Source organism: bacterium (assembly GCA_020444065.1).
Lineage (GTDB): Bacteria > Sumerlaeota > Sumerlaeia > SLMS01 > JAHLLQ01 > JAHLLQ01.
On sequence record JAHLLQ010000001.1, the window covers coordinates 263,197 to 281,998 of the forward strand.

Consider the following 18,802-nt stretch of genomic DNA (forward strand, 5'->3'; position numbering starts at 1 on the left):
CTTGACGAAAGGAAGTGCGATGAAACTGGAGCAAACCGAAATTCGAGCTGCTCTTGAGTCACGGCGTTCGTGGGCGGTCGATTCACTGACGGAGTGGGTGCGACGGGCGAGTACGCTGGGCAATGAGCAAAGCGCACAGGAACACGTGGCGGCGCTGTATGAGCAACTTGGCCTTGCGACGAAGATGCTCCCGGTCGATCACGACAAGATCAGCAAGTTGCCCGGCTATTCGCCGGTCGATTGGAGTTATGAGGGCCGCCAGAATGTCATTGGAGTTCACGATCCCGGCACAAACGAAGGGCAATCGCTGGTCTTTAACGGGCACGTCGATGTGGTGAGTCCTGAGCCGATTTCGCTGTGGTCGAATCCGCCATTCGAGCCAAAGGTCGTGCAGAACGAAGAGGATGGCGAGGAGTGGATGTACGGCCGCGGCGCGGCGGATATGAAGGGCGGCTCGATGTGTTTCCTTTGGGCAATGGCAGCGCTACGCGATATGGGGCTCGAACCGGCCTCCAAGGTGATCTTCCAGTCGCCGCTCGAAGAAGAGTGCACGGGAAATGGAACGTTGGCTCTCCTTGCGGATGGTTACACGGCAGATGGGTGCCTGATTCCTGAGCCTTTCAACGAGACGATTCTTCTGCGCCAGGTCGGAGTGATCTGGTTTGATGTACGCATTCTCGGCAAGACAACGCATGTCCTCGGTGCCGGCAGCGGAGTGAATGCGATTGAGAAGATGTGGGTGATCATTCAGGCTCTTAGAGAGCTGGAGACCGAGCTCAATCAGCCGGAACACATCCCACCCTCGTACGCAGGAATCGAGCATCCAATCAATCTGAACGTCGGCACAATTCAGGGAGGCGATTGGGCGAGCACCGTCGCTGGCGAGTGCGTCACGCGCTTCCGCCTCGGGCTGTTCCCCACGGATACTGTGGAGGAGCTGAAAGAGGCCATCCAGATGACTGTCGCCCAGGCCGCCGCAGAGGATCCCTGGCTGGCAGAGTACCCGCCCACGGTTGAGTTCATCGGCTTCCACGCTGAAGGGGCGAAGTTCGATCCCGACTGCGACTTGGGGCAGACCCTACGCGACGCCCACGAGGAATGGCGAGGCGTCGAGCCGGTGCCATTGCGGGCAACGTGCACGACGGACGTGAGGTTCTTCACGAATAACTACGATATCCCGGCGACATGCTATGGCCCGAAGTGCCGTAACATCCATGCAGCGGATGAGAAAGTCAGCATCGATTCCATGCAACGCGTCGCCGAGGTCATGGTGACTTTCATTGAACAATGGTGTGGGCTGAGAAAGAGGGACGGAGCATGAAACTGCGCGAACCGATCGCCCTGTATGGTCTGAATCGCACGCCGATGGGAAAGCTCGGCGGAATGCTGGCGAAGTTCGAGCCGTATGAGTTGCTTGCGGCGACATTTCGCGAGACGCTGAAGTCCATACCAACGCCCGCACCGGAAGATGTTCTCACTGGCTGCGTGAGAAACGGAATCGGCAACATCGCGCGAGTGGCCGCGCTCGCAGCCGGCGTCGACGAATCCGTACCGGCAGCGACAATCGATCGCCAGTGCGCCTCCAGCCTGGAGACGCTCGCGATCGCTGCGGCCAAGATCAACGCTGGCCTCGCGGATCAACTTCTGATCGGAGGCGTGGAGAGCGCCAGTCGTGCCCCATGGATGTTCGAGAAGACTTCACGGCCCTACAGCTACGCAGAACCGCGTGCATTACGCATTCGCATGGCAACCGAAGAAGTCGGCGATCCGCCGATGGGCGAAACGGCAGAGATCCTGGCCGATGAGTTCTCTATCACGCGCGAGGACATGGACGCGTTTGCCTGCGAAAGCCATCGGCGTGCAGCCGAGGCGGCTGGGCAATTCGCTGATGAATCCGCCGCCGCCGGCGCGGCGTTGCTTGCGAAAGCTGATTCTATAGTGGATGAATGCGTCCGGCCGGACACTTCGATCGACAAGTTGGCCAAGTTGCGTCCGGTCTTCCGACGCGACGGGCGCGTAACCGCCGGGAATTCGTGTCCTTTGAATGACGGAGCGGCATCGTGTCTGGCCGTCTCAAAGGGCACGGCACAGAAGATTGGCGCTCCCGACGCTTGGATCACCGGCGTCTCGACGGTGGGTTTGGCTCCGAAGCGAATGGGTCTCGGCCCAGCCATCGCGATCCCTCGTCTGTTGAAAGAACAAGGCATCGCGATCGAAGATGTCGATCTTGTGGAAATCAACGAGGCGTTTGCCGCGCAGATTCTGGCGGCTCTTCGAAAGATGGAGCAGGATGGTGTCGCCATTTCACGCGATCGCCTGAATATCTTCGGCGGCGCGATTGCACTTGGGCATCCGCTCGGTGCGACAGGGTTACGGCTGGTCGTGACATTGGTGAATGCGCTGCGCGTGCGCGGCGCGAACCGAGGAATCGCGGCACTCTGCGTCGGCGGTGGCCAGGGTATGGCCCTGATGTTGGAACGCGAATTGTCGGATAACTGAGAAAGGAATAGATAATGGCAACGGGTACGTTGACGAATGCAGAACTAATGAAGCGGCGCGAGGCGGCTGTTCCGCGCGGGCCGTTCAATGTGGGGCCGATCTTCGCCGACCGCGCAGAAGGCGCGCTGCTCTGGGATGTTGAGGGCCATGAGTACATCGACTTCTGCGGCGGAATCGGCGTTGTAAACTCCGGGCACAATCATCCGGCCGTTGTGGATGCGGTGAAGAGGCAAGCCGACCGCTTCATTCACACGTGCTGGCACGTGGCCATGTACGACGAGTACCTGCGCCTGGCAGAACGTCTGAATGAATTGGTCCCCATGCCGGGTCCGAACAAGACGGCATTCTTCAACAGCGGCGCAGAAGCGGGTGAGAATTGTGTGAAGATTGCTCGCGCCTATACGGGACGCGCCGGTGTCGTTAGTTTTGAACGTGGCTTCCATGGACGCACGCTTCTCGGAATGACGATGACCGGAAAAGTGAAGCCCTACACGGCCGGTTTTGGCCCCTTTGCTCCGGAAGTCTATCGTCTCCCCTACCAGCCGTTCTTTAGCGATCGCCCGCGCACGGACGACGAGGTTCGCGCCGAATGCCGTGGCGCACTCGATCGCCTGTTCCACTATCATATCGAGCCGGAGAGCATCGCATGCATCATTGTCGAGCCAGTGCTCGGCGAAGGCGGATTCTACCCGATCCATCCGGTGGCGTTCGCCATGTTGCGCGAGGAGTGCACAAAGCACGGGATCGTGCTCGTCAGCGATGAAGTGCAGGCCGGCTTCGGACGTTGCGGGGCAATGTTCGCCTGCGAGCGCTACGACATTGTCCCAGATCTGATTGCGATGGCGAAGTCACTCGGTGGCGGCATGCCACTCAGCGCTGTGACAGGCACTGCTGAGATTATGGACGCTCCCGGGATTGGCGGGATCGGCGGAACGTATGGCGGCAATCCGCTGGCATGTGCTGCCGCGAATGCCGTGCTGGATGTGATGGAGAAGGAAGCTCTGCCGGAGCGCGCGAATGCGATCGGCAAGAAAGTTCTCTCGAAATTCCGCGATCTGCAGGCGCACGACTGGGTGGGCAATGTCCGTGGCCTCGGTGCGATGTGCGCCATCGAAATCATCGATCCCGAGACGAAGGCGCCGGATACAGCTCGGGCCGGACGGATCACAGTGGCGGCTCGCGAGAAGGGCCTACTCGTGATGACCGCCAGCGGAAATGTCATCCGAACATTGATGCCGCTGGTCATCACCGACGACCAACTCGACCGCGCCCTCGACATCCTGGCGGACGCCATCGCATCTGCTGGGTGATTTATCTCCGTCCCTACTTATTGAAAAGGTAAAGGAGCTCCAAAATGCCATACCAGACACTGAATCCCGCGACCGATGAGTTGGTCGAGGAGTACCCATATCTGGAGCAACCGCAGATCGATGCGGCGCTGGATCGAGCCGTCGCGACACACAAGGATTGGCGAAAGGTCCCGTTCGCACGCCGCGCGGAGGGGCTGATGAAAGTCGCCGATGCGCTGGAGAAACGTGCCGAAGAATTCGCGCGAACAATGGCGTTGGAAATGGGCAAGCCCGTTACAGAGGGCAAGGGCGAAGCGCAGAAGTGCGCGTGGGTTTGTCGCTTCTATGCCGAGAATGCGGAAGAGATGCTGAAGAGCGTGAGTGCCGAGTCGGATGCCTCGGAATCGTTCGTTCGTTACGATCCGCTCGGCCCCATCCTGGCCATCATGCCTTGGAATTACCCCTTCTGGCAAGTGTTCCGCTTTGCTGCTCCGGGGCTAATGGCGGGCAATGTGGCTCTGCTGAAACACGCTTCAAACGTGCCTCGTTGTGCAATGCAGATCGAGGAACTCTTTCGCGATGCAGGGTTCCCCGAACATGCCTTTCAATCAATCTTCGTTTCCGGGTCGCAGGCCAGCGCAATCATCGGCGATAAGCGCATCAAGGGCGTCACGCTGACTGGCAGCACGGAGGCCGGGCGCAAGGTCGGCGAGGCTGCCGGACGTGCCATCAAGCCCTGCGTGCTCGAACTCGGTGGCAGCGATCCGTTCATCGTCCTGGACGATGCAGACGTCAAGACCGCCGCAAAAGTCGGTGTAGCCTCGCGTTGCCTGAACAGCGGCCAGAGCTGCATCTCAGCAAAGCGATTCATCGTGACCAAGGCCGTTTTGGATGAGTTCACAGAGATTTTCACCAACATCATGAAGGGGCGCGTGATGGGCGATCCGATGTCGGATGAGACGGATGTCGGACCGCAGGCACGGCCGGACCTTCGCGATGAATTGGCAGAACAGGTCCAGCGAAGCATCGATGCTGGAGCGAAGGCGGCGTGTGGCGGCTGCGTTCCCGAACGCAAGGGCGCTTTTTATCCGCCGACTGTCCTGACGGATGTTCGTCCCGGCATGGCTGCTGCAGATGAGGAGTTGTTCGGTCCCGCGGCTGCGATCATCGCGGTCAAGAACGAGGCCGAAGCGATCGAAGTCGCCAATCGCACAGACTTCGGCCTGGGTGCGAGCCTCTGGACGGAAGATGCGGATCGCGCCAAGCGACTGATCCCTGAGATCGAAGCCGGCGCCGTTTTCGTGAACGGCCTTGTGAAGTCCGATCCTCGCCTGCCATTCGGCGGCATCAAGGAATCCGGCTTCGGCCGCGAGCTTTCGCGCGAAGGGATCCTCGAATTTGTCAACCAGAAGACCGTCTGGATTCGGTAACGCTCAGCTTCAGCCAACCTGCTTCACGCCCCCGTCAGGAACCACTGGCGGGGGCGCTTGTTTCGGTTTCGTTCGACGCCGCGTCATTGCCGAGCAGGTCGACTTCGCCATCGAGCAACTCTGGCAGATCCGCTTCTTCCGATTTGTCATCGCCGATGATGTCCTTAAGATCTGGAATCGGAGGCGCATTCTCAAGGTCGCCAATCGAACCCAGTTCCTTTAGGTACTGGAAGTAGGAAGTGTCCGTTCCAAGGACAAGAGTTGTTCCAGACCCGATCGTCGTTGGATAGCTTTCCAGGGTGCGCAGGAAAGCGTAGAACTCGGGATCGCTGCTGAAAGCCTGGCCATAGATGCGCGTCGCTTCCGCATCGGCCTTGCCTTTGATTTCCTCGGCCTTTCTCTGCGCAACAGACTGGATCTCGCGCAGCTTCTTCTCGGTCTCACCCCGGATTTCCGCACTGCGCCCTTCACCTTCGCTGCGGAACTGCGTTGCGATGCGTTCGCGTTCCGAAATCATCCGATCATAGACCTTCTTTCGAACCTGCTCGACGTAATTCAGCCGCTTGATGCGGAAGTCGACGAGTTCAATGCCGATAGTTGGCGTTTGAGCCGACGCCTTCTCCAGGATTCGCTCTGTCAGCCCTTCGCGTCCGATTCGGATTTCGCGAGTCAGCGTCTCTTCGTCGGTTTCGCTGCTCACGACAACCTGGTCACGCTCCAGATCTGCCCGCGCAACATCCCAGGTGGTCGAGCGGACAATCTCCACCAGTTCCAGGCTGGAGATCTCGTCACGAACGACAGAATCGATGATGTCGTCCAGGCGCGACTGCGCGCCTTGCTCATCTCGCACGCTTTCGAGGAACAACTGCGGTTTCACGATCTTCCAGCGCGCGGTGGTATCGACGAAGATGAACTCGCGACCCTTTGTCGGGATTTCATTCGGGAATCCATCCCAGGTCAGCAGTCGCTTGTCGAAGCGGCGGACTTCCTGGATGAATGGTTTCTTGAAGTGCAGTCCCGGATCGTCGATCGGCTCACCGACGGGAGCGCCAAACTGCAGGATGATCACCTGCTCCTTCTCGTCGACTGAGTACATTGCGGATCCCAGTGTAATCAGGACGAAAAGGCCAACAATACCGAAGAAGACAGTGGCAAGGAGGGTCGATTTACGAACGGCAGCCATCACTTCACCTCCTTGGCGGAATCGAGATTCAGTATGGGCAAGGGGCCGGCCTGTCCTTCTTCCATCAGGTAGATCTGGCCAACCTTCGGCAGAACTTCATCAATGGATTCGAGATAGAGACGCTGGCGCGTGACTTCCGGTGCGCCGCGATACTCGCGAACAATCGAAAGGAATCGAGCGGCTTCGCCCTTCGCACGATTGATGCGCTCCACGCTGTAGCCTTGCGCTTCGGCGATCGTCTGGCGCGCTTCGCCGAGAGCGCGCGGAATCACCTCGTTCCGATGTCGCTCGGCTTCGTTGATCATCCTCTCGCGCTCCTGGCGCGATTCGTTGACGGCGTTGAAGGAGGGCTTCACGCGGTCCGGCGGCGTGACGTCCTGCAGCTCAACGCGCAGGATTTCGATGCCTGAGTCGTAAGACTTCAGTAGCGCCTGCATCTCTTCCTGCGCTTTGCTGGCGATCTCAACACGTCCGACCGTCAGCGCATCGCTGCCGAGGCGATTGCCGATGATGCGGCGCATGGTGGCTTCGGAGACATCACGAATGGCCTCTGCCGGATCGCGAACGCCACGGAACAGGTACTTCACGGGATCGCTGATTCTGTATTGAACGACCCATTCGACATCGATGACGTTCAGGTCGCCAGTGAGCATTAGCGATTCATCGCTGAAGTTCTGCTGCGAGTACTGCGTGCGCTGACCGGCCTCGACGGTGCGGAATCCAAATTCCTGCTTCAGGATACGCTCCGTCGGGACGAACTGGGCCCGATCGATGCCGAAGGGGATTTTGAAGTGCAGCCCCGGGTCGGAGACGCCGATGACCTTGCCGAAGCGCCGAACGACCGCGCGGCCTTCGGGTTCGACGGTATAGACGGAGCTGATCCCGCCGATGATCAGAATGAGCAAGACAATCAGGGCCACCAGACCCTTGACGACCGCCCTCCCGTGGCGAGCAATGTCCACCACTTGGGGGAAGTCCTGATTTCCTGGTGTACGCATATAGAGACCTCCGAACACGAGAAGCGTGCGGTTACTTTCACTGTACGGCGGTCAGGCTGCCTTTATTCACCGGACGGAGGCAAGGATGGGATTCGGGCGGCCCAGAATGGAAACGCCCCCGGGAGGTCATCCCTCCCGGGGGGCGTTGAAAAGGTCCCGCTTCGCCGTCCAGCCGTGGCCTTAGAACCTCAAGGTAAGGTGGGCGCCCGCATGACAACCTCATGATTCCCTGACTGAGAGGGCATTCAATCCGCCATCACAAAAGGCTCCCCAGTAGTATACATTGGCTCTGAAAACCTTGGGCCGAACCAACGTCGCAGGAAGCTCTTCCGTCCCATAGGGACATTCGAATTCTCCGACCAAACGGGCCCTTTGGCAACTGCAATCGACGCGTTCGGTTTCCCTTGCATTCGAGCGCAGACGGGCCTCACCGTGTCACGTTACGGCGACTCTGCAATGGTGCAAGGGATGGCTCCTTCCAGCAGCTTCGTGATCATCCCGCGCTGCATCACGCCCTTGCGCACAATTCCGAGCACCTTCCGGATATATTGCTCGTCGATTGGGCCGTCCCACTTGGGGTGGTTTGGATTCGAGAGGAGCACCAGAACGGTTCCTGTGTGGGGATCGGCCCACATCGCGCTGCCCGTGTCGCCCGTCCAACCGAAGCTGCCATCTCCAAAGCCATCGAGCGCAAACCCAAGCCCCTGACTATCTCCGCCCTCCAACGTCGGATCGGGCGTCAGCGCCATCCGCAGCGTATCGCTCGTGAAGAGGTCGTCGAGGCCTTCCTTGTAAGAATGGATCATCAGCTTCGCGAATATACCCGCGTCGTCTGCTGTCGTAATCAGTCCACCATTTCCTGCCGACGGTCCCAGGATGTAAGCCGTCGGGTCTGCAGCCTCGCCCCAGGCCATGCGGCCCAGCCAATCGCTGTACTGCGCCGGAGCCGTGCGCCCGCGCCAATGAACGGGCAAGTCGTGCACCGTGTTCGCCATGCCAATCGGCATGAGGAGTTCGTCAATCGCGTACGACTGGACGGGCTGGCCGATGATGTTCTCGATAATCAAGCCAAGCAGAAGGAAATTCAGTCCGCTGTGTTCGACGCGCTGGCCGGCATCATCTGCGAGTGGAATTGTATGGATGAAATCCAAGAGCCCTTTTCGATCGCGTACTTTGTTCGGCAATCTCACGAACCCGGGCAGACCGGAGCTATGCCGCATGAGTTGCTCGATCGTAATCTGGCCAATGGGAGTGCCCTTGTAGCACTGCAAATACTGCTCGACGTGGTCGTCGAGTGCCAGTTCGCCGCTCTCGATTAGGCCCAAGGCAAAGGGCACGACCGTCATGACACCCGTCAGGGATCCGACTTCGTACAGCGTCGACCATTCCGTCGGCTGCTTCTCAGGCTCTGTGATCAGATAGCCGATTCCGATCGGCATGTTGTCGCCCATCATCCCGTCTGCGTACAGGACTGCACCGGGAATCTCTCTATCCTTCACGGAATCTGTCAGGAGAAGGACGGCCTCGATGAACTCGCGAGGTGAAATGCGCGAAACGAGCATTCGATCCGTGTTCAGCCCAAGGCGAATCAGGTCGCTGTTCTCGTCGAGTTGGGCCTTGAGTTCCGGATCGATGGGGGCTGTGCCGCCGAGGAGATACTCGGATTCCTCCGCCCGCGCCCCGAGCACGAAGATCATCAAGAGAGTAATTAGCGTGCCAGCACGGATCATTTGGAATTCAGTCCTCAAGGGGGCTTGCGACCAATCGGCGGCCGATTCCCTCCACATCAACAATAAGCGCGCCGGTTGGATCGATGCCCTTTGCAACGCCGGTTTGACGACCGTGACGGGCATCCTGATAGGTCACGGATGTGCCAAGGGTCGCGCAGTTTTCACAGTATTCCTCGAGCAGAGCACGAGTCTGCGGCGGATGCTCAATGGCTTCCAGCACCCAGCCGAGAATCGTCAGCGCGCACGGCAGCCAACCGGGGAATTGCTCACCTAAGATTGCGCGAACCGAGGTCGCTGGGGGCTTGCCGTCGTCGATCTTCGGAAGTTCCTCCTCGGTCTGCCTCAGATTCAGCCCGAACCCAATCACGATTCCTTCGCCGGCGGTCTCGCACAAGATCCCTGCGATCTTCTTTCCGTCCACCAGAACATCGTTGGGCCACTTCAGCTCGGCGCCAGTAAGGCCAATATTCTGAAGGCTTTCCATGACCCAGTGCCCGACGCACAAGGGAAGGGCGCTGGTCGGTTCAGGGAAGATCTTGCGAGGTCCGGAGAGGCTGACCAGCAGCGACGAACCCGGCGGAGCAACCCACTGGCGCTCCTGGCGGCCTCGGCCGGCAGTTTGGAAGTCAGTCAGGAATACTCGCGGCCACGCGATTCCGCCCAACGTCAGAGCCATCCGGCGGGCTTCCGCATTGGTCGAATCGAGTTCCTTGTGGAGGCGTAAGTCCCATTGCGGGAACAGGTTGTGTATTGAGCGCGCTAACGCCTGAAGTTCGGCAGTCGGCGGATTCTGCTGGTCGATTGTTATCTTCGGTTTGGGCATTTGCTTGTCAGTAGGGGCATTTCGCCGCATCCTTAGAACCGGCGCTTTCCTTGCATTCGATCAAAGTTACGCCGCCACGGCAAGCCATGCATTCACCTGCGGCCGGAAAAACTGCGACGAGGATTCGGGGCATGACCCAATTCAAGAAACACTTCACAGTTCGAGAGGCGCAGGAGCTTCTGCCGGGCGTCCAGGCGCTGCTGCGCCGGATTCACAATCTGCTTTCCCAGCCGATCCTGATCGAAATGGAGGAAATGCGCCCCGTTCGCCCTGCATCGGAACGTGCCCGCTCGATGGTCATCGAGGGTCCCGCCGCGCCAGACCTCCCAATCGATCAGTTGCCTCTCCCCCGCACCGTCGAAGGCAGGCATGAAGAGGCGGACAAGATCCTGCGCTCGATGGTCGAGCGCGGAATCCTCATCCAGGACGTCCGCCGTGGACTGATCGATTTCCCGCATATGTTGTACGGGGAACGCGAAGTTCTTCTGTGCTATGAACTAGCGGACGGCGATGAGATCGGTTGGTATCACGATCTGCACGCCGGCTTCTCTGGGCGCCAGCCCATCCCACTCGATGCGGAGTGATTGGATTCTGGATCGTTACTCGGTCGCTGCCAGCAGACCCATCGCTGTCCCGTAGATCCGGGCATTGCGAATGATGGATTCCACGGGCATCCGTTCGTCAGCCTGGTGAGCCAACTCGGGCTCGACTCCAGACAGAATCGGTCCGAAAGCGCAGCAATTGGGAATCGCCTTGGCGTAGGTCGTTCCGGCGGTCGCCTTCAATTCGCCCTTCTCGCCCGTCACCAATTCATAGCCCTGCTGCAGCGCCTTGATGTACGGAGCGACGGCTTCATTCTCGGGATCGAGGAAGATCGCGTCCTTGGCCTTGCCGCGCTTGGAGGCCTTGATTTCCAGGCCCGTGACGCGTCCGTATTCTGCACCGGCCTCGGCGCAGCGCTTCAGCGTTTCCGCCGTCAGCAGCCCCATAGTCGGGCGCACGTTCAAAACGGAGCGTCCCTTTTCGGCGTCCATCTCTAGCAGAGAAAGACTGACGGTCGTGTCGCCGATGAAGTGATGGCTGGCGTGCAGATTGAGATTGGTTCCGGTCAGGTCCGAACCTGCGATGTAGAGGAAGCCCGCGTACTTTCGAACGCTCTCCGGGAATGTGGTGATGGACTTCATGAAGTCGAGCGCATCAAGAATGGCGTTGTGGCCCTTCTCCGGCGTCGAGGAGTGCGTGCCTTTGCCGAGGAACGTCACGACGGCTTCACAACGCCCGTCGCCCAGTGCGCGTTCCTTGTTCGGCAGCAGCGTGATATTCGCTCCGCTGTGTTCGACCGTGTACTCGGTGGTGGCGCGAACAAGTTCCTTCATGACCTCGGCGCGCTTGTCCGCGGGGAAACGCAAAGTCAACTCGCAGACGCTCGGCACGATGTTCTCGCGTTCGCCACCGATCAGGCTGACAAACTCCATCCCCGTCTCGGCGTGTGGGCCTTCATCGGTCCAGTCGGCATCGAGTTGGACGGAAATCATGCCCTTCTCGCCGTTGATGATCGGGAAGTTCGCGTCGGGCGTGAAAGCGAAGTTGGGTGCGGGATTCAGTTCCAGGTACCGGGCGATGTCGCCCCAATCGCTGGTTTCTTCCGTGGTGCCGATGACGATATTCACCGTGCAGGGCAGTTGGATCCCAGCTTCCTTCAGAGCCCACAATCCGTAGAGCGACTGGATAAGTGGCCCCTTGTCATCCTGGATGCCGCGTCCCCACAAATGGCCGTCCGCAATCTCGCCGCTGAACGGCGGATAGGTCCACTCGCCCACTGGCGTTACGACGTCGATGTGTGTCGCGATGTCGTAGATGGGAGCATTCGGATCGGGGTGCGGCCAACTGATTTCGCCAGCCAGATTATCCACGACGCGGAACTCGAAACCCATAGCGTGGGCGCGCTCGCCCAACCACTCGAAGCACGCAGGGATCTGCTCCTGGTACTTCGCTTCCTGCTCGGGACTGCCGCCGCTGACCGTTTCAAACTGCAGGATCCGAGTGCTGTCCGCGAGCAACTCGTCGCGATGCTCTTCCATGAAGGCCGCTACCAGCTCATTGATCTGCTGGGGGGCGAGGGCCTTGTTCGCCGGGTTCTCGGTGCTTCGCGGGGCTGACTCCACGGATTCTGTCTCTCCTCGTCGTTAAAAAGTCCTGAGGGCTTCTCAACCCACCAAGGGAAGCATCATGGGAGCCACGATCATGCTGGATCAAGGTTAACCTGCAGATGGGATTTCCGAAGTTGTCCAGGATATCGTACTCCGCGGGCAGACCACGGGTGAAGATGTCATTTTCAAGGGTCAAACGCCATTTGACCTCGTCTCACAAGTGCGCATCAATAGAGTCCATCGTGGAATTCGGGAGGATGGGCCGGTGAGCATGCGGAATCCTATGACAGACACCTTGGGCGCGCAGCAGAGACCTGGAACGGCGATTTCGCTGCTTTTTTGTGCGATTTTCGCGCTCTCGGTTACATCCCTTTTTGCCCAGGAGATGGACCTGGGCGTCGAACCGGAGTTGGAGCAGACGCGCTATCGCGTCGACGGAACCGTCCGCGGCCCCGCCGGTCCGGCCGAAGGCGTAACGGTTCACCTGGAAGTCAGCGACATGCGCATCCGCCGCCAAGTCGGCTATCTTCAGACGCACACGGATACGGAGGGAATGTTCACCTTCGATCTGAGTGAGTACGACTTCCCGCAGCTCGGCCTTGAGTTCTACACCGTCTCGCCTCGGTTCATCGAGGGCCTGAAGATTGAGGTCGTGAATCGAGAAGACCTGCCGCTTTCGCTGGAATTGAACCTTCAGCCGGGCACGATGGCGCGCGGAACAGTGCATGATACAGAGGGCAATCCCCTGCCGGAGGTCTACATCCAGGCACCCGGAATTCGCCCGCAACAGAGCGACGAGGATGGCGATTGGGAGTGCTTCGGAATCCCGCCCGGATTCACGCGGCTGCAATTCACGAAGGATGGCTACGCGACCGAGCAGCTCGAGATCAGATCCCAGGAACCGGAAGTCCTCGAAGGATTCGAGATCACGATGAAGAGCTCGCGCCAGTTGATCGGGCGTGTGGTTAACTGGGGGGGACAGCCCGTGCCGGAGGCGCTGGTGACCTTCGAGTATCGCGACCGCGGCAAGAACGCCGTAACCAACGAAGAAGGCGTCGCAAGGATCGTGGGCATTCCGGCGGTCATCGAGGAAGGCGCGGCGGAGGTTCTTCTGCAGGCAAAGGGCTACCTTCCGACCCGGTTGCCCCTGGATCCGAACGAGATCGGCGAGAGGCCAATCGACTGGACGATCGATCGTGGCGTGTCACTTGCAGGAACCGTGAAGCTGCCGGATGGAACGCCGGCGGCAGGTTCAATCATCATGGCGGGCGAAGAAGCCGCCGGAGCGCCGCAGGCACAGGCATCGGCAGATGGAACATGGGAAATCGGTCCATTCCCACCGGGAGAAGAACTGATCCTCACCGCCCTGCCGCCCAGCTTCGAACCGACATGGAGCATTGCGGACCTCGTTGTTCAGCCGAGCGCGGAGTCGAACAAATACAAGGGCAACGTCGAGCTCTGGCCGAAGGGCTTCTCGAGCACCTTCGCGATCGAGTACGATGGCACCACGATGCGAATGCGGCGATACGACAAGGGGGATCACGGATTCGGCGCGCCGATCAACTACGAAGCCCCATGGGACGGCGCGTCTGGCTACTTGGAGGGAACGCTCGAGGTCGTCGGAATGATGCAATCCGGAAACTTCACGCTCCGCCAGCGCAGTTCATTTGGTGAAGGACTGGCCGGGGAATGGGAGCTGCGAGAAGAAATCGGCGCCTCGGAACTGAAGGTCGCCCCCGTCCAGGAAGTCGTGCAGTTGCCTTTCATTACTGGACTTGCAAATATGGACTTCAAGCTGGATGTCGCCCAGGAATTGTCCGGCCAGGTGCTGACCGAAGACGGGCACCCATTCATCGATGGCTACGTGTTCTTGACCAGGTGGAACGACACGGATGTCTTCACGCCCCGGGCTGAAATCGAAGCCGCCGGACGGTTCCATTTCAATCGCGTTCCGCAGGGGGTCTTCTACCTGATCGCGTATGATGAAGAACAAGCGAACTCCGCCGGGCCGTTTCCGGCCCGAGGCGGAGTAAATGACCTGCAGTTAATTGCGGGAGATGACGGCGAGCACGATCCGCTCGACGACTGAGCGAGATCAGTCGCGGCCGCCCAACAGACCCAGCCGAATCATGAAGTACAGCAGAGTCAGCATCGCGGTCACGGTGCCGGCGACGTAGGTCATCGCCGCTGCTCCCAACACCTTCGAGACAGCCGCGCTTTCCTGGGGCCCGGAGATGAGTCCGAGCTTGGGCAGCATCTTCTTTGCGCGAGAGGAAGCATCGAACTCGACGGGCAGATTCACAATCTGGAACACGACGACGGCCGCAAACAGGACTACGCCAACGAGAGCGATCATCTTCCCGAAAGCAACCATGCCCATCATCATCATGATCATCCCGATGAAGATGGCTCCCCAGGAGAGATTGGATCCAAAGGCGGCCACCGGCACGATCGCATTGCGCACAGCCAGCGGGGCGTACTTGCGAGCATGCTGGACGGCATGTCCTGCTTCGTGACAGGCAACGCCCAGCGACGCCACGCTGCGCCCATCATAGACTGTCGGCGACAGCCGCAGGACTTTGCTGCGTGGGTCATAATGATCCGACAAGAACCCGGAAACGCGCTCGATGCCCACCACGTCGCCAAGACCGGCTTCGCGCAGCATCTCGTGAGCCGCCTGTGCCCCAGTGACGCCGGAAGAGCTTTGGACCTTGCTATACTTGCTAAATCGAGATTTTACAAGGAGACTCGTCCCGCCGGCGAGCACGAGGCCTGGCAGCAACACCAAAACGATGTAGAGCGGATCAAAGAATATCATTGTCAAACCCTCGGCCTAATCTGGTCTGGGGGAGGTCATACTGCCCCGCCACGTCATGCTCTTTAGAGAAAGGCGTGCCCATACGAACAAAAATCGAACAGGTCAGGTGGCCAGGATGATCTTCGGGGCCTTCGGCATGAATGCGAACGAGGCGAACGAGACCATGCAGGTGCGGTCCGAACTGTTGTTCTGGTCGTAGCGCAGCAACTTAGCCTGATGATCGCCATCGAGCGCGGACAAGAGGCAATATATAGGAGCAATCGAACAGACTCGCGTAGCGTTGGCGTCATCGCGGAAGAACTCAAAGAACGCGTCGGGCTCGATGGCCTCGATGTGCTTCAGCGCGTTGCGATCGCGCTCCCCCACAGCCTGGACAAACTCATCGCTGTTCAGTTCCTGATCGCCGAACTGCGGGCCGCAGTGCGAGAAATCCACGCCGCCAATCAGAACGACGCGATCGCCTTCGCGCTGCAGGACTTTGCGAAGTGCCTCGACGAAATCCTGGATTTCCGCTTCGGTCTTCGGCGATCCTCCATCGACCAACAGGTCTTCAAACGAGGACACAAGAATCGGCACAATCTTGAATGGACGGTTCTTCAGGACATGCTGAAGGTAGACGACCTGCAATTCAATCGTATGCTCCTCGCCGTGCAGATACTCCTCCGCGTACAACTCGCCGCCGAACTCTTCGGCCAGTGAATCGAGGAGCTCGGTATCCACCTCGACGGTGCCGAGTGGCGTCTCGAACGGTTTGCGCGTTGCGATGAAGCGATGCGTCGCGTCGCAATGAAGCGTTCCGAGAATGATGAACGTCGTCGCGCGAGTGTGCTCGGCAATGGCCTTGTAGGCCCAGGCATAAGCCTCTCCCCCGCGCTGGTAGTCGATGTGCGGAGAGAGAACCGCGCGCACGTTCGCGTGGGGAAGTTCCAGCTTCGCGGGAGGCGAATTCCGCGACATCCCGTGTCGGCGCAACTCCTCGCCCAGGTCCTTCATCATCTTCAGGCGATCTTCCTCGACGAAGACGACAGACTGACGCGTCGGTGCATCCTGGTAACGCTGCTTCCGCTCTTCCCACTTCTGCTGAAAGCGCTCGGAGAACAACAACAACGCCTCGTCCAGTTGTTGAGCCATGTTCTGCAAGATCTCGACCGGGATCGGCGTTCCGAATTCCTTTCCGGCAACCGTCGCGAGTTCCTGGAGCGTGTGCTGGCCGTCCGCGAACTGGAGAAAGAAGATCAGAAGCGGGTCGGGCTGCAGAGCAATCAGACCCTCAATGACGTTCAGTGGGTCGCGCACTACGAGGACGGTCTGCTCGCCGGCCTGCGCGGGAACGATCTCCACCGGACGGACGGCGGGCGTATCGAGTGGGAAAACAGGGAATTCGTTCAAATCAAAACCTCCAGGGGCATCAGGCGCCGCCTCGGCGGACGCGGGCGCCCATTGCAGGCACCGCGGCGCGGCACTGGCAACGGAAACTCATGGATTCGGCGCGAATTCGACGAGATAAACGCCCTGGGTGCGGTAATCGTATCCAACGTGACCAGACAGAAGAAGACGCTCATCCTTCGGAATGGCTTCATCAAGGACTGCGGTCAGTTCAATCCACAGGTCGTGGAAACTCCGCACTTCCTCCGGCTCCCGCTGAAGGTAAGTCTCTCGGTCCGCGCAGTCTGATGAGCAGAGATAGACTAATCCACTTCGGGGATCTCCAACGATCTCTTCAGACAAAGCTTCCGGTTCGATGTGGCAAGTCGCGAGCAGAAATCCTTCTTCCGATGGACGCACAACAAGTATTCGAAAGGCTGCGTCTGGCACGATGAGGAGATGGGAATCCGATGAGAGCTCATGCTGACGATGGCAGTCGATGAGTCGATTCTGGAGTTCGCAGAGTTCCGATTTGCTCAACAACCCGGCCCTCCATCCCCCGCAGGCAAGCAGGCGATCATCATTCCAGATTACGGTTCCGTCCTCCCATGCGGCGAAGAGAACGGAGACTTGCCGAAGAGATTGCCGTTCCCAGTCCTCCCGGTCTCTTGTCCGGAGGATCTGACAGGGCGCTTTTCTAGTGTAGATAATGATCGGTGGGGTCACGGCAAGACGCTGGATGAGGGCTGAGGTGCGTTCATCATCCATCGCGAGGGATTGTCCCAGGACCATCCCGCCATGGCTTAAGAAAGTCAATACGCCCAGCATTAGGAGAATCAGATGTTTCATGATTTCTCTCCCCACGATGATCCGACCTTGCGCACGAGGGGCGAGTTTGCTGCAGTGCTCTCAGAATCGGGATTCCCAGAGGGGACAGCGCATGGCCTCGATCGTCTTCCTTCGCGGCGTGAATGTGGGTGGAAAAAAGTCGTTCCGCCCATCGCAACTGACAAAGGAACTGAGTCATCTCGAGATGACGAGCATCGGTGCGGCCGGGACGTATGTGGTGCGGTCGCGCCTGGCAGCGGCGAAACTGCGATCCGAGATCAGCGAGGCGCTGCCGGTTGAGGCCGAGGTCATTGTGTGTTCTGCGGAGGGTCTATCGAAGCTGGCTGCTGCGGACCGATTCGGCCGCTTGCCGGATGAATGGATCAAGGCGGCAACGATTCTGGCAGCAAAGCCGAAGAAGAGCCCAGAGTTGCCAATCGATGTACCCGCGGGAGAGGACTGGCAAGTTCGGCTCGTCGATCAGATCGGTCCGTTTGTCCTGAGCCTTCGGCGGCGGATCGGGAAGAGGCTGATCTACCCGAACGAAGTCGTGGAGAAGCATTTCGGCGTGCCCGCCACAACGAGAACGTGGAATACGATCGAGAAGATCACCGCCGTGCTGAAGTAGCTCCAGATCGTTCTCAGACTTCTGCTTGTGCCAAGGTCGAGGCGCGCAAGGCGGTGGCCGACGGGAACGTACTGAAGTACGTGACCGAGGCAGCCGACCGCAGCGCAACGAAGAAATTGGGACAATGAGAACGCCCTGCACGTGACTCTTGCATTACAGCTATCCACTTGACGCAACGGGTCTGCATTGCGCACGATTCAATCCTGACGAAATCAGATTCTGGAGATTATGCAATGCCAAACGACCCGGTGGTTGTGGATGCCGCGACGCCAGCCCCCAGAACTCCTAGCGACGCCATCACGCCGAAAGAGAAAGACCCCGACCGGCATCAGCAGTTCCTGTATCGAATGACGGATGGCCCAATCAATCTGCTGTTTCTTGGCGACTCGATGCTGGATCTGTGGCCAAAGCTCGGTGAGTATTCCTGGCTGAGATTCGCTCAACACTATCCTGCCGACTTTGGAGTCATGGGAGACGCGACGGAGAACGTTCTTTGGCGAATTGAAAATGGTGAGCTGGAGGGAATTCATCCCCGAGTTCTCGTTCTCTTGATCGGCACGAATAACATTGGCCTGTATCCAACAGAGAAGCCGGAGTGGGCGGCCGCGGGGGTTGCTAAGATCGTGCAGATCGTCCGACAGAAGTTGCCCATGACGAAGATCTTGCTTCTGGCGATCTTTCCTCGTGAAGAAAAAGACAACCCGATCCGTCAGCGAGTGGAAGAGGTGAATCAGATCATCTGTCACCTGGGCGAGGACCCAATGGTCACGTACTTGGATATCGGCCACATCTTCCTGGATCCCGATGGGAATCTCATCCCGGGCATTACGGTTGATGGATTGCACCCGAGCGGAAGAGGATACGATGCATGGTATGCGGCGATGATGCCGACTTTGAGCCAGATGTTGCGTCGGCCCCCCAGGCACTATCGCATGTCTGCGCGCCGTCTGCGCGCCCCGAAGCGGCACTGAAGCTTCAGCATTCTCAGTTGCTCAGTCCTGAAGAAAGAATTGGCCCCCTCGTTTGCTCGAGGGGGGCCGAATTCTCTGAACGTTCCGGGA

General features: G+C 59.2%; 17 protein-coding genes and 1 other RNA gene. 9 read left to right on the top strand and 9 right to left on the bottom strand.

What is annotated here, in order from left to right:
* The first annotated feature begins 19 nt into the window (after positions 1-19).
* Genes KQI84_01010 through KQI84_01025 form a run of 4 tightly spaced genes read left to right on the top strand, consistent with a single transcriptional unit; the run spans position 20 to position 5,218 of the window.
* Positions 20-1,321 carry an ArgE/DapE family deacylase gene (locus KQI84_01010; protein ID MCB2153439.1) on the top strand — a complete coding sequence of 434 codons (1,302 nt, stop codon included), beginning with the start codon at positions 20-22 and terminating at the stop codon, positions 1,319-1,321.
* The gene (locus KQI84_01015) at positions 1,318-2,499 is read left to right on the top strand and encodes a thiolase family protein (GenBank protein MCB2153440.1); all 1,182 of its coding nucleotides are present in this window, start codon (positions 1,318-1,320) and stop codon (positions 2,497-2,499) included. The genes KQI84_01010 and KQI84_01015 overlap by 4 nt, the downstream gene beginning before the upstream one ends.
* 14 nt (positions 2,500-2,513) lie before the next feature.
* Positions 2,514-3,809, top strand: a complete 1,296-nt coding sequence (gene gabT, locus KQI84_01020) for a 4-aminobutyrate--2-oxoglutarate transaminase (protein ID MCB2153441.1) — start codon at positions 2,514-2,516, stop codon at positions 3,807-3,809.
* Between the two features lie 44 nt (positions 3,810-3,853).
* On the top strand, positions 3,854-5,218 hold the full coding sequence (locus KQI84_01025; protein ID MCB2153442.1) for an NAD-dependent succinate-semialdehyde dehydrogenase: 1,365 nt from the start codon (positions 3,854-3,856) through the stop codon (positions 5,216-5,218).
* A gap of 34 nt (positions 5,219-5,252) precedes the next feature.
* Here the strand turns inward: KQI84_01025 and hflC are convergent, their stop codons facing one another.
* The 5 genes from hflC to KQI84_01050 form a co-directional block, all read right to left on the bottom strand.
* Positions 5,253-6,401: a protease modulator HflC gene (hflC, locus tag KQI84_01030; GenBank protein MCB2153443.1), complete on the bottom strand. Its 1,149-nt coding sequence runs from the start codon at positions 6,399-6,401 to the stop codon at positions 5,253-5,255.
* Positions 6,401-7,399: an FtsH protease activity modulator HflK gene (hflK, locus tag KQI84_01035; protein MCB2153444.1), complete on the bottom strand. Its 999-nt coding sequence runs from the start codon at positions 7,397-7,399 to the stop codon at positions 6,401-6,403. The genes hflC and hflK overlap by 1 nt, the downstream gene beginning before the upstream one ends.
* Before the next feature lie 149 nt (positions 7,400-7,548).
* Positions 7,549-7,725, bottom strand: a non-coding RNA gene (gene ssrS / locus KQI84_01040) — 6S RNA.
* Between the two features lie 114 nt (positions 7,726-7,839).
* The gene (locus KQI84_01045) at positions 7,840-9,129 is read right to left on the bottom strand and encodes a beta-lactamase family protein (protein ID MCB2153445.1); all 1,290 of its coding nucleotides are present in this window, start codon (positions 9,127-9,129) and stop codon (positions 7,840-7,842) included.
* A gap of 7 nt (positions 9,130-9,136) precedes the next feature.
* A complete protein-coding gene (locus tag KQI84_01050; protein ID MCB2153446.1) occupies positions 9,137-9,952 on the bottom strand; it encodes a biotin--[acetyl-CoA-carboxylase] ligase in 816 nt (271 codons plus the stop codon).
* Positions 9,953-10,083: 131 nt separating this feature from the next.
* Between KQI84_01050 and KQI84_01055 the strand changes: the two genes are divergently transcribed.
* A complete protein-coding gene (locus KQI84_01055; protein MCB2153447.1) occupies positions 10,084-10,536 on the top strand; it encodes a DUF2203 domain-containing protein in 453 nt (150 codons plus the stop codon).
* A 15-nt stretch (positions 10,537-10,551) separates the two neighbouring features.
* Here the strand turns inward: KQI84_01055 and KQI84_01060 are convergent, their stop codons facing one another.
* Entirely contained in the window at positions 10,552-12,117 is a 1,566-nt protein-coding gene (locus tag KQI84_01060) for a Sapep family Mn(2+)-dependent dipeptidase (protein ID MCB2153448.1), read from the bottom strand.
* Between the two features lie 256 nt (positions 12,118-12,373).
* Between KQI84_01060 and KQI84_01065 the strand changes: the two genes are divergently transcribed.
* Positions 12,374-14,191: a carboxypeptidase-like regulatory domain-containing protein gene (locus tag KQI84_01065; protein MCB2153449.1), complete on the top strand. Its 1,818-nt coding sequence runs from the start codon at positions 12,374-12,376 to the stop codon at positions 14,189-14,191.
* A 6-nt stretch (positions 14,192-14,197) separates the two neighbouring features.
* Here KQI84_01065 and KQI84_01070 read toward each other — a convergent pair whose 3' ends face one another.
* From KQI84_01070 to KQI84_01080, 3 genes are all read right to left on the bottom strand, one after another.
* Entirely contained in the window at positions 14,198-14,920 is a 723-nt protein-coding gene (locus KQI84_01070) for a zinc metallopeptidase (protein ID MCB2153450.1), read from the bottom strand.
* A gap of 102 nt (positions 14,921-15,022) precedes the next feature.
* The gene (gene amrB / locus KQI84_01075; protein MCB2153451.1) at positions 15,023-16,309 is read right to left on the bottom strand and encodes an AmmeMemoRadiSam system protein B; all 1,287 of its coding nucleotides are present in this window, start codon (positions 16,307-16,309) and stop codon (positions 15,023-15,025) included.
* Positions 16,310-16,396: 87 nt separating this feature from the next.
* On the bottom strand, positions 16,397-16,546 hold the full coding sequence (locus KQI84_01080; GenBank protein MCB2153452.1) for a hypothetical protein: 150 nt from the start codon (positions 16,544-16,546) through the stop codon (positions 16,397-16,399).
* Positions 16,547-16,765: 219 nt separating this feature from the next.
* Between KQI84_01080 and KQI84_01085 the strand changes: the two genes are divergently transcribed.
* The 3 genes from KQI84_01085 (at position 16,766) to KQI84_01095 (ending at position 18,712) form a co-directional block, all read left to right on the top strand.
* Positions 16,766-17,035, top strand: coding sequence for a hypothetical protein (locus tag KQI84_01085; GenBank protein MCB2153453.1), 270 nt, complete (start codon positions 16,766-16,768; stop codon positions 17,033-17,035).
* A gap of 190 nt (positions 17,036-17,225) precedes the next feature.
* Positions 17,226-17,741, top strand: coding sequence for a DUF1697 domain-containing protein (locus tag KQI84_01090; protein MCB2153454.1), 516 nt, complete (start codon positions 17,226-17,228; stop codon positions 17,739-17,741).
* Positions 17,742-17,974: 233 nt separating this feature from the next.
* Positions 17,975-18,712, top strand: coding sequence for a hypothetical protein (locus KQI84_01095; protein MCB2153455.1), 738 nt, complete (start codon positions 17,975-17,977; stop codon positions 18,710-18,712).
* Positions 18,713-18,802 lie beyond the last annotated feature (90 nt).

What these genes read in the sequence shown, in the direction of transcription:
- KQI84_01045 (MCB2153445.1), bottom strand. Translation starts at nt 9,129, where the DNA reads ATGATCCGTGCTGGCACGCTAATTACTCTCTTGATGATCTTCGTGCTC.
- KQI84_01085 (MCB2153453.1), top strand. Translation starts at nt 16,766, where the DNA reads ATGCTGACGATGGCAGTCGATGAGTCGATTCTGGAGTTCGCAGAGTTC.
- KQI84_01070 (MCB2153450.1), bottom strand. Translation starts at nt 14,920, where the DNA reads ATGATATTCTTTGATCCGCTCTACATCGTTTTGGTGTTGCTGCCAGGC.
- KQI84_01090 (MCB2153454.1), top strand. Translation starts at nt 17,226, where the DNA reads ATGGCCTCGATCGTCTTCCTTCGCGGCGTGAATGTGGGTGGAAAAAAG.
- KQI84_01050 (MCB2153446.1), bottom strand. Translation starts at nt 9,952, where the DNA reads ATGCCCAAACCGAAGATAACAATCGACCAGCAGAATCCGCCGACTGCC.
- KQI84_01025 (MCB2153442.1), top strand. Translation starts at nt 3,854, where the DNA reads ATGCCATACCAGACACTGAATCCCGCGACCGATGAGTTGGTCGAGGAG.
- KQI84_01010 (MCB2153439.1), top strand. Translation starts at nt 20, where the DNA reads ATGAAACTGGAGCAAACCGAAATTCGAGCTGCTCTTGAGTCACGGCGT.
- KQI84_01095 (MCB2153455.1), top strand. Translation starts at nt 17,975, where the DNA reads ATGCCAAACGACCCGGTGGTTGTGGATGCCGCGACGCCAGCCCCCAGA.
- hflC (MCB2153443.1), bottom strand. Translation starts at nt 6,401, where the DNA reads ATGGCTGCCGTTCGTAAATCGACCCTCCTTGCCACTGTCTTCTTCGGT.
- KQI84_01065 (MCB2153449.1), top strand. Translation starts at nt 12,374, where the DNA reads ATGCGGAATCCTATGACAGACACCTTGGGCGCGCAGCAGAGACCTGGA.
- hflK (MCB2153444.1), bottom strand. Translation starts at nt 7,399, where the DNA reads ATGCGTACACCAGGAAATCAGGACTTCCCCCAAGTGGTGGACATTGCT.
- gabT (MCB2153441.1), top strand. Translation starts at nt 2,514, where the DNA reads ATGGCAACGGGTACGTTGACGAATGCAGAACTAATGAAGCGGCGCGAG.
- KQI84_01055 (MCB2153447.1), top strand. Translation starts at nt 10,084, where the DNA reads ATGACCCAATTCAAGAAACACTTCACAGTTCGAGAGGCGCAGGAGCTT.
- KQI84_01015 (MCB2153440.1), top strand. Translation starts at nt 1,318, where the DNA reads ATGAAACTGCGCGAACCGATCGCCCTGTATGGTCTGAATCGCACGCCG.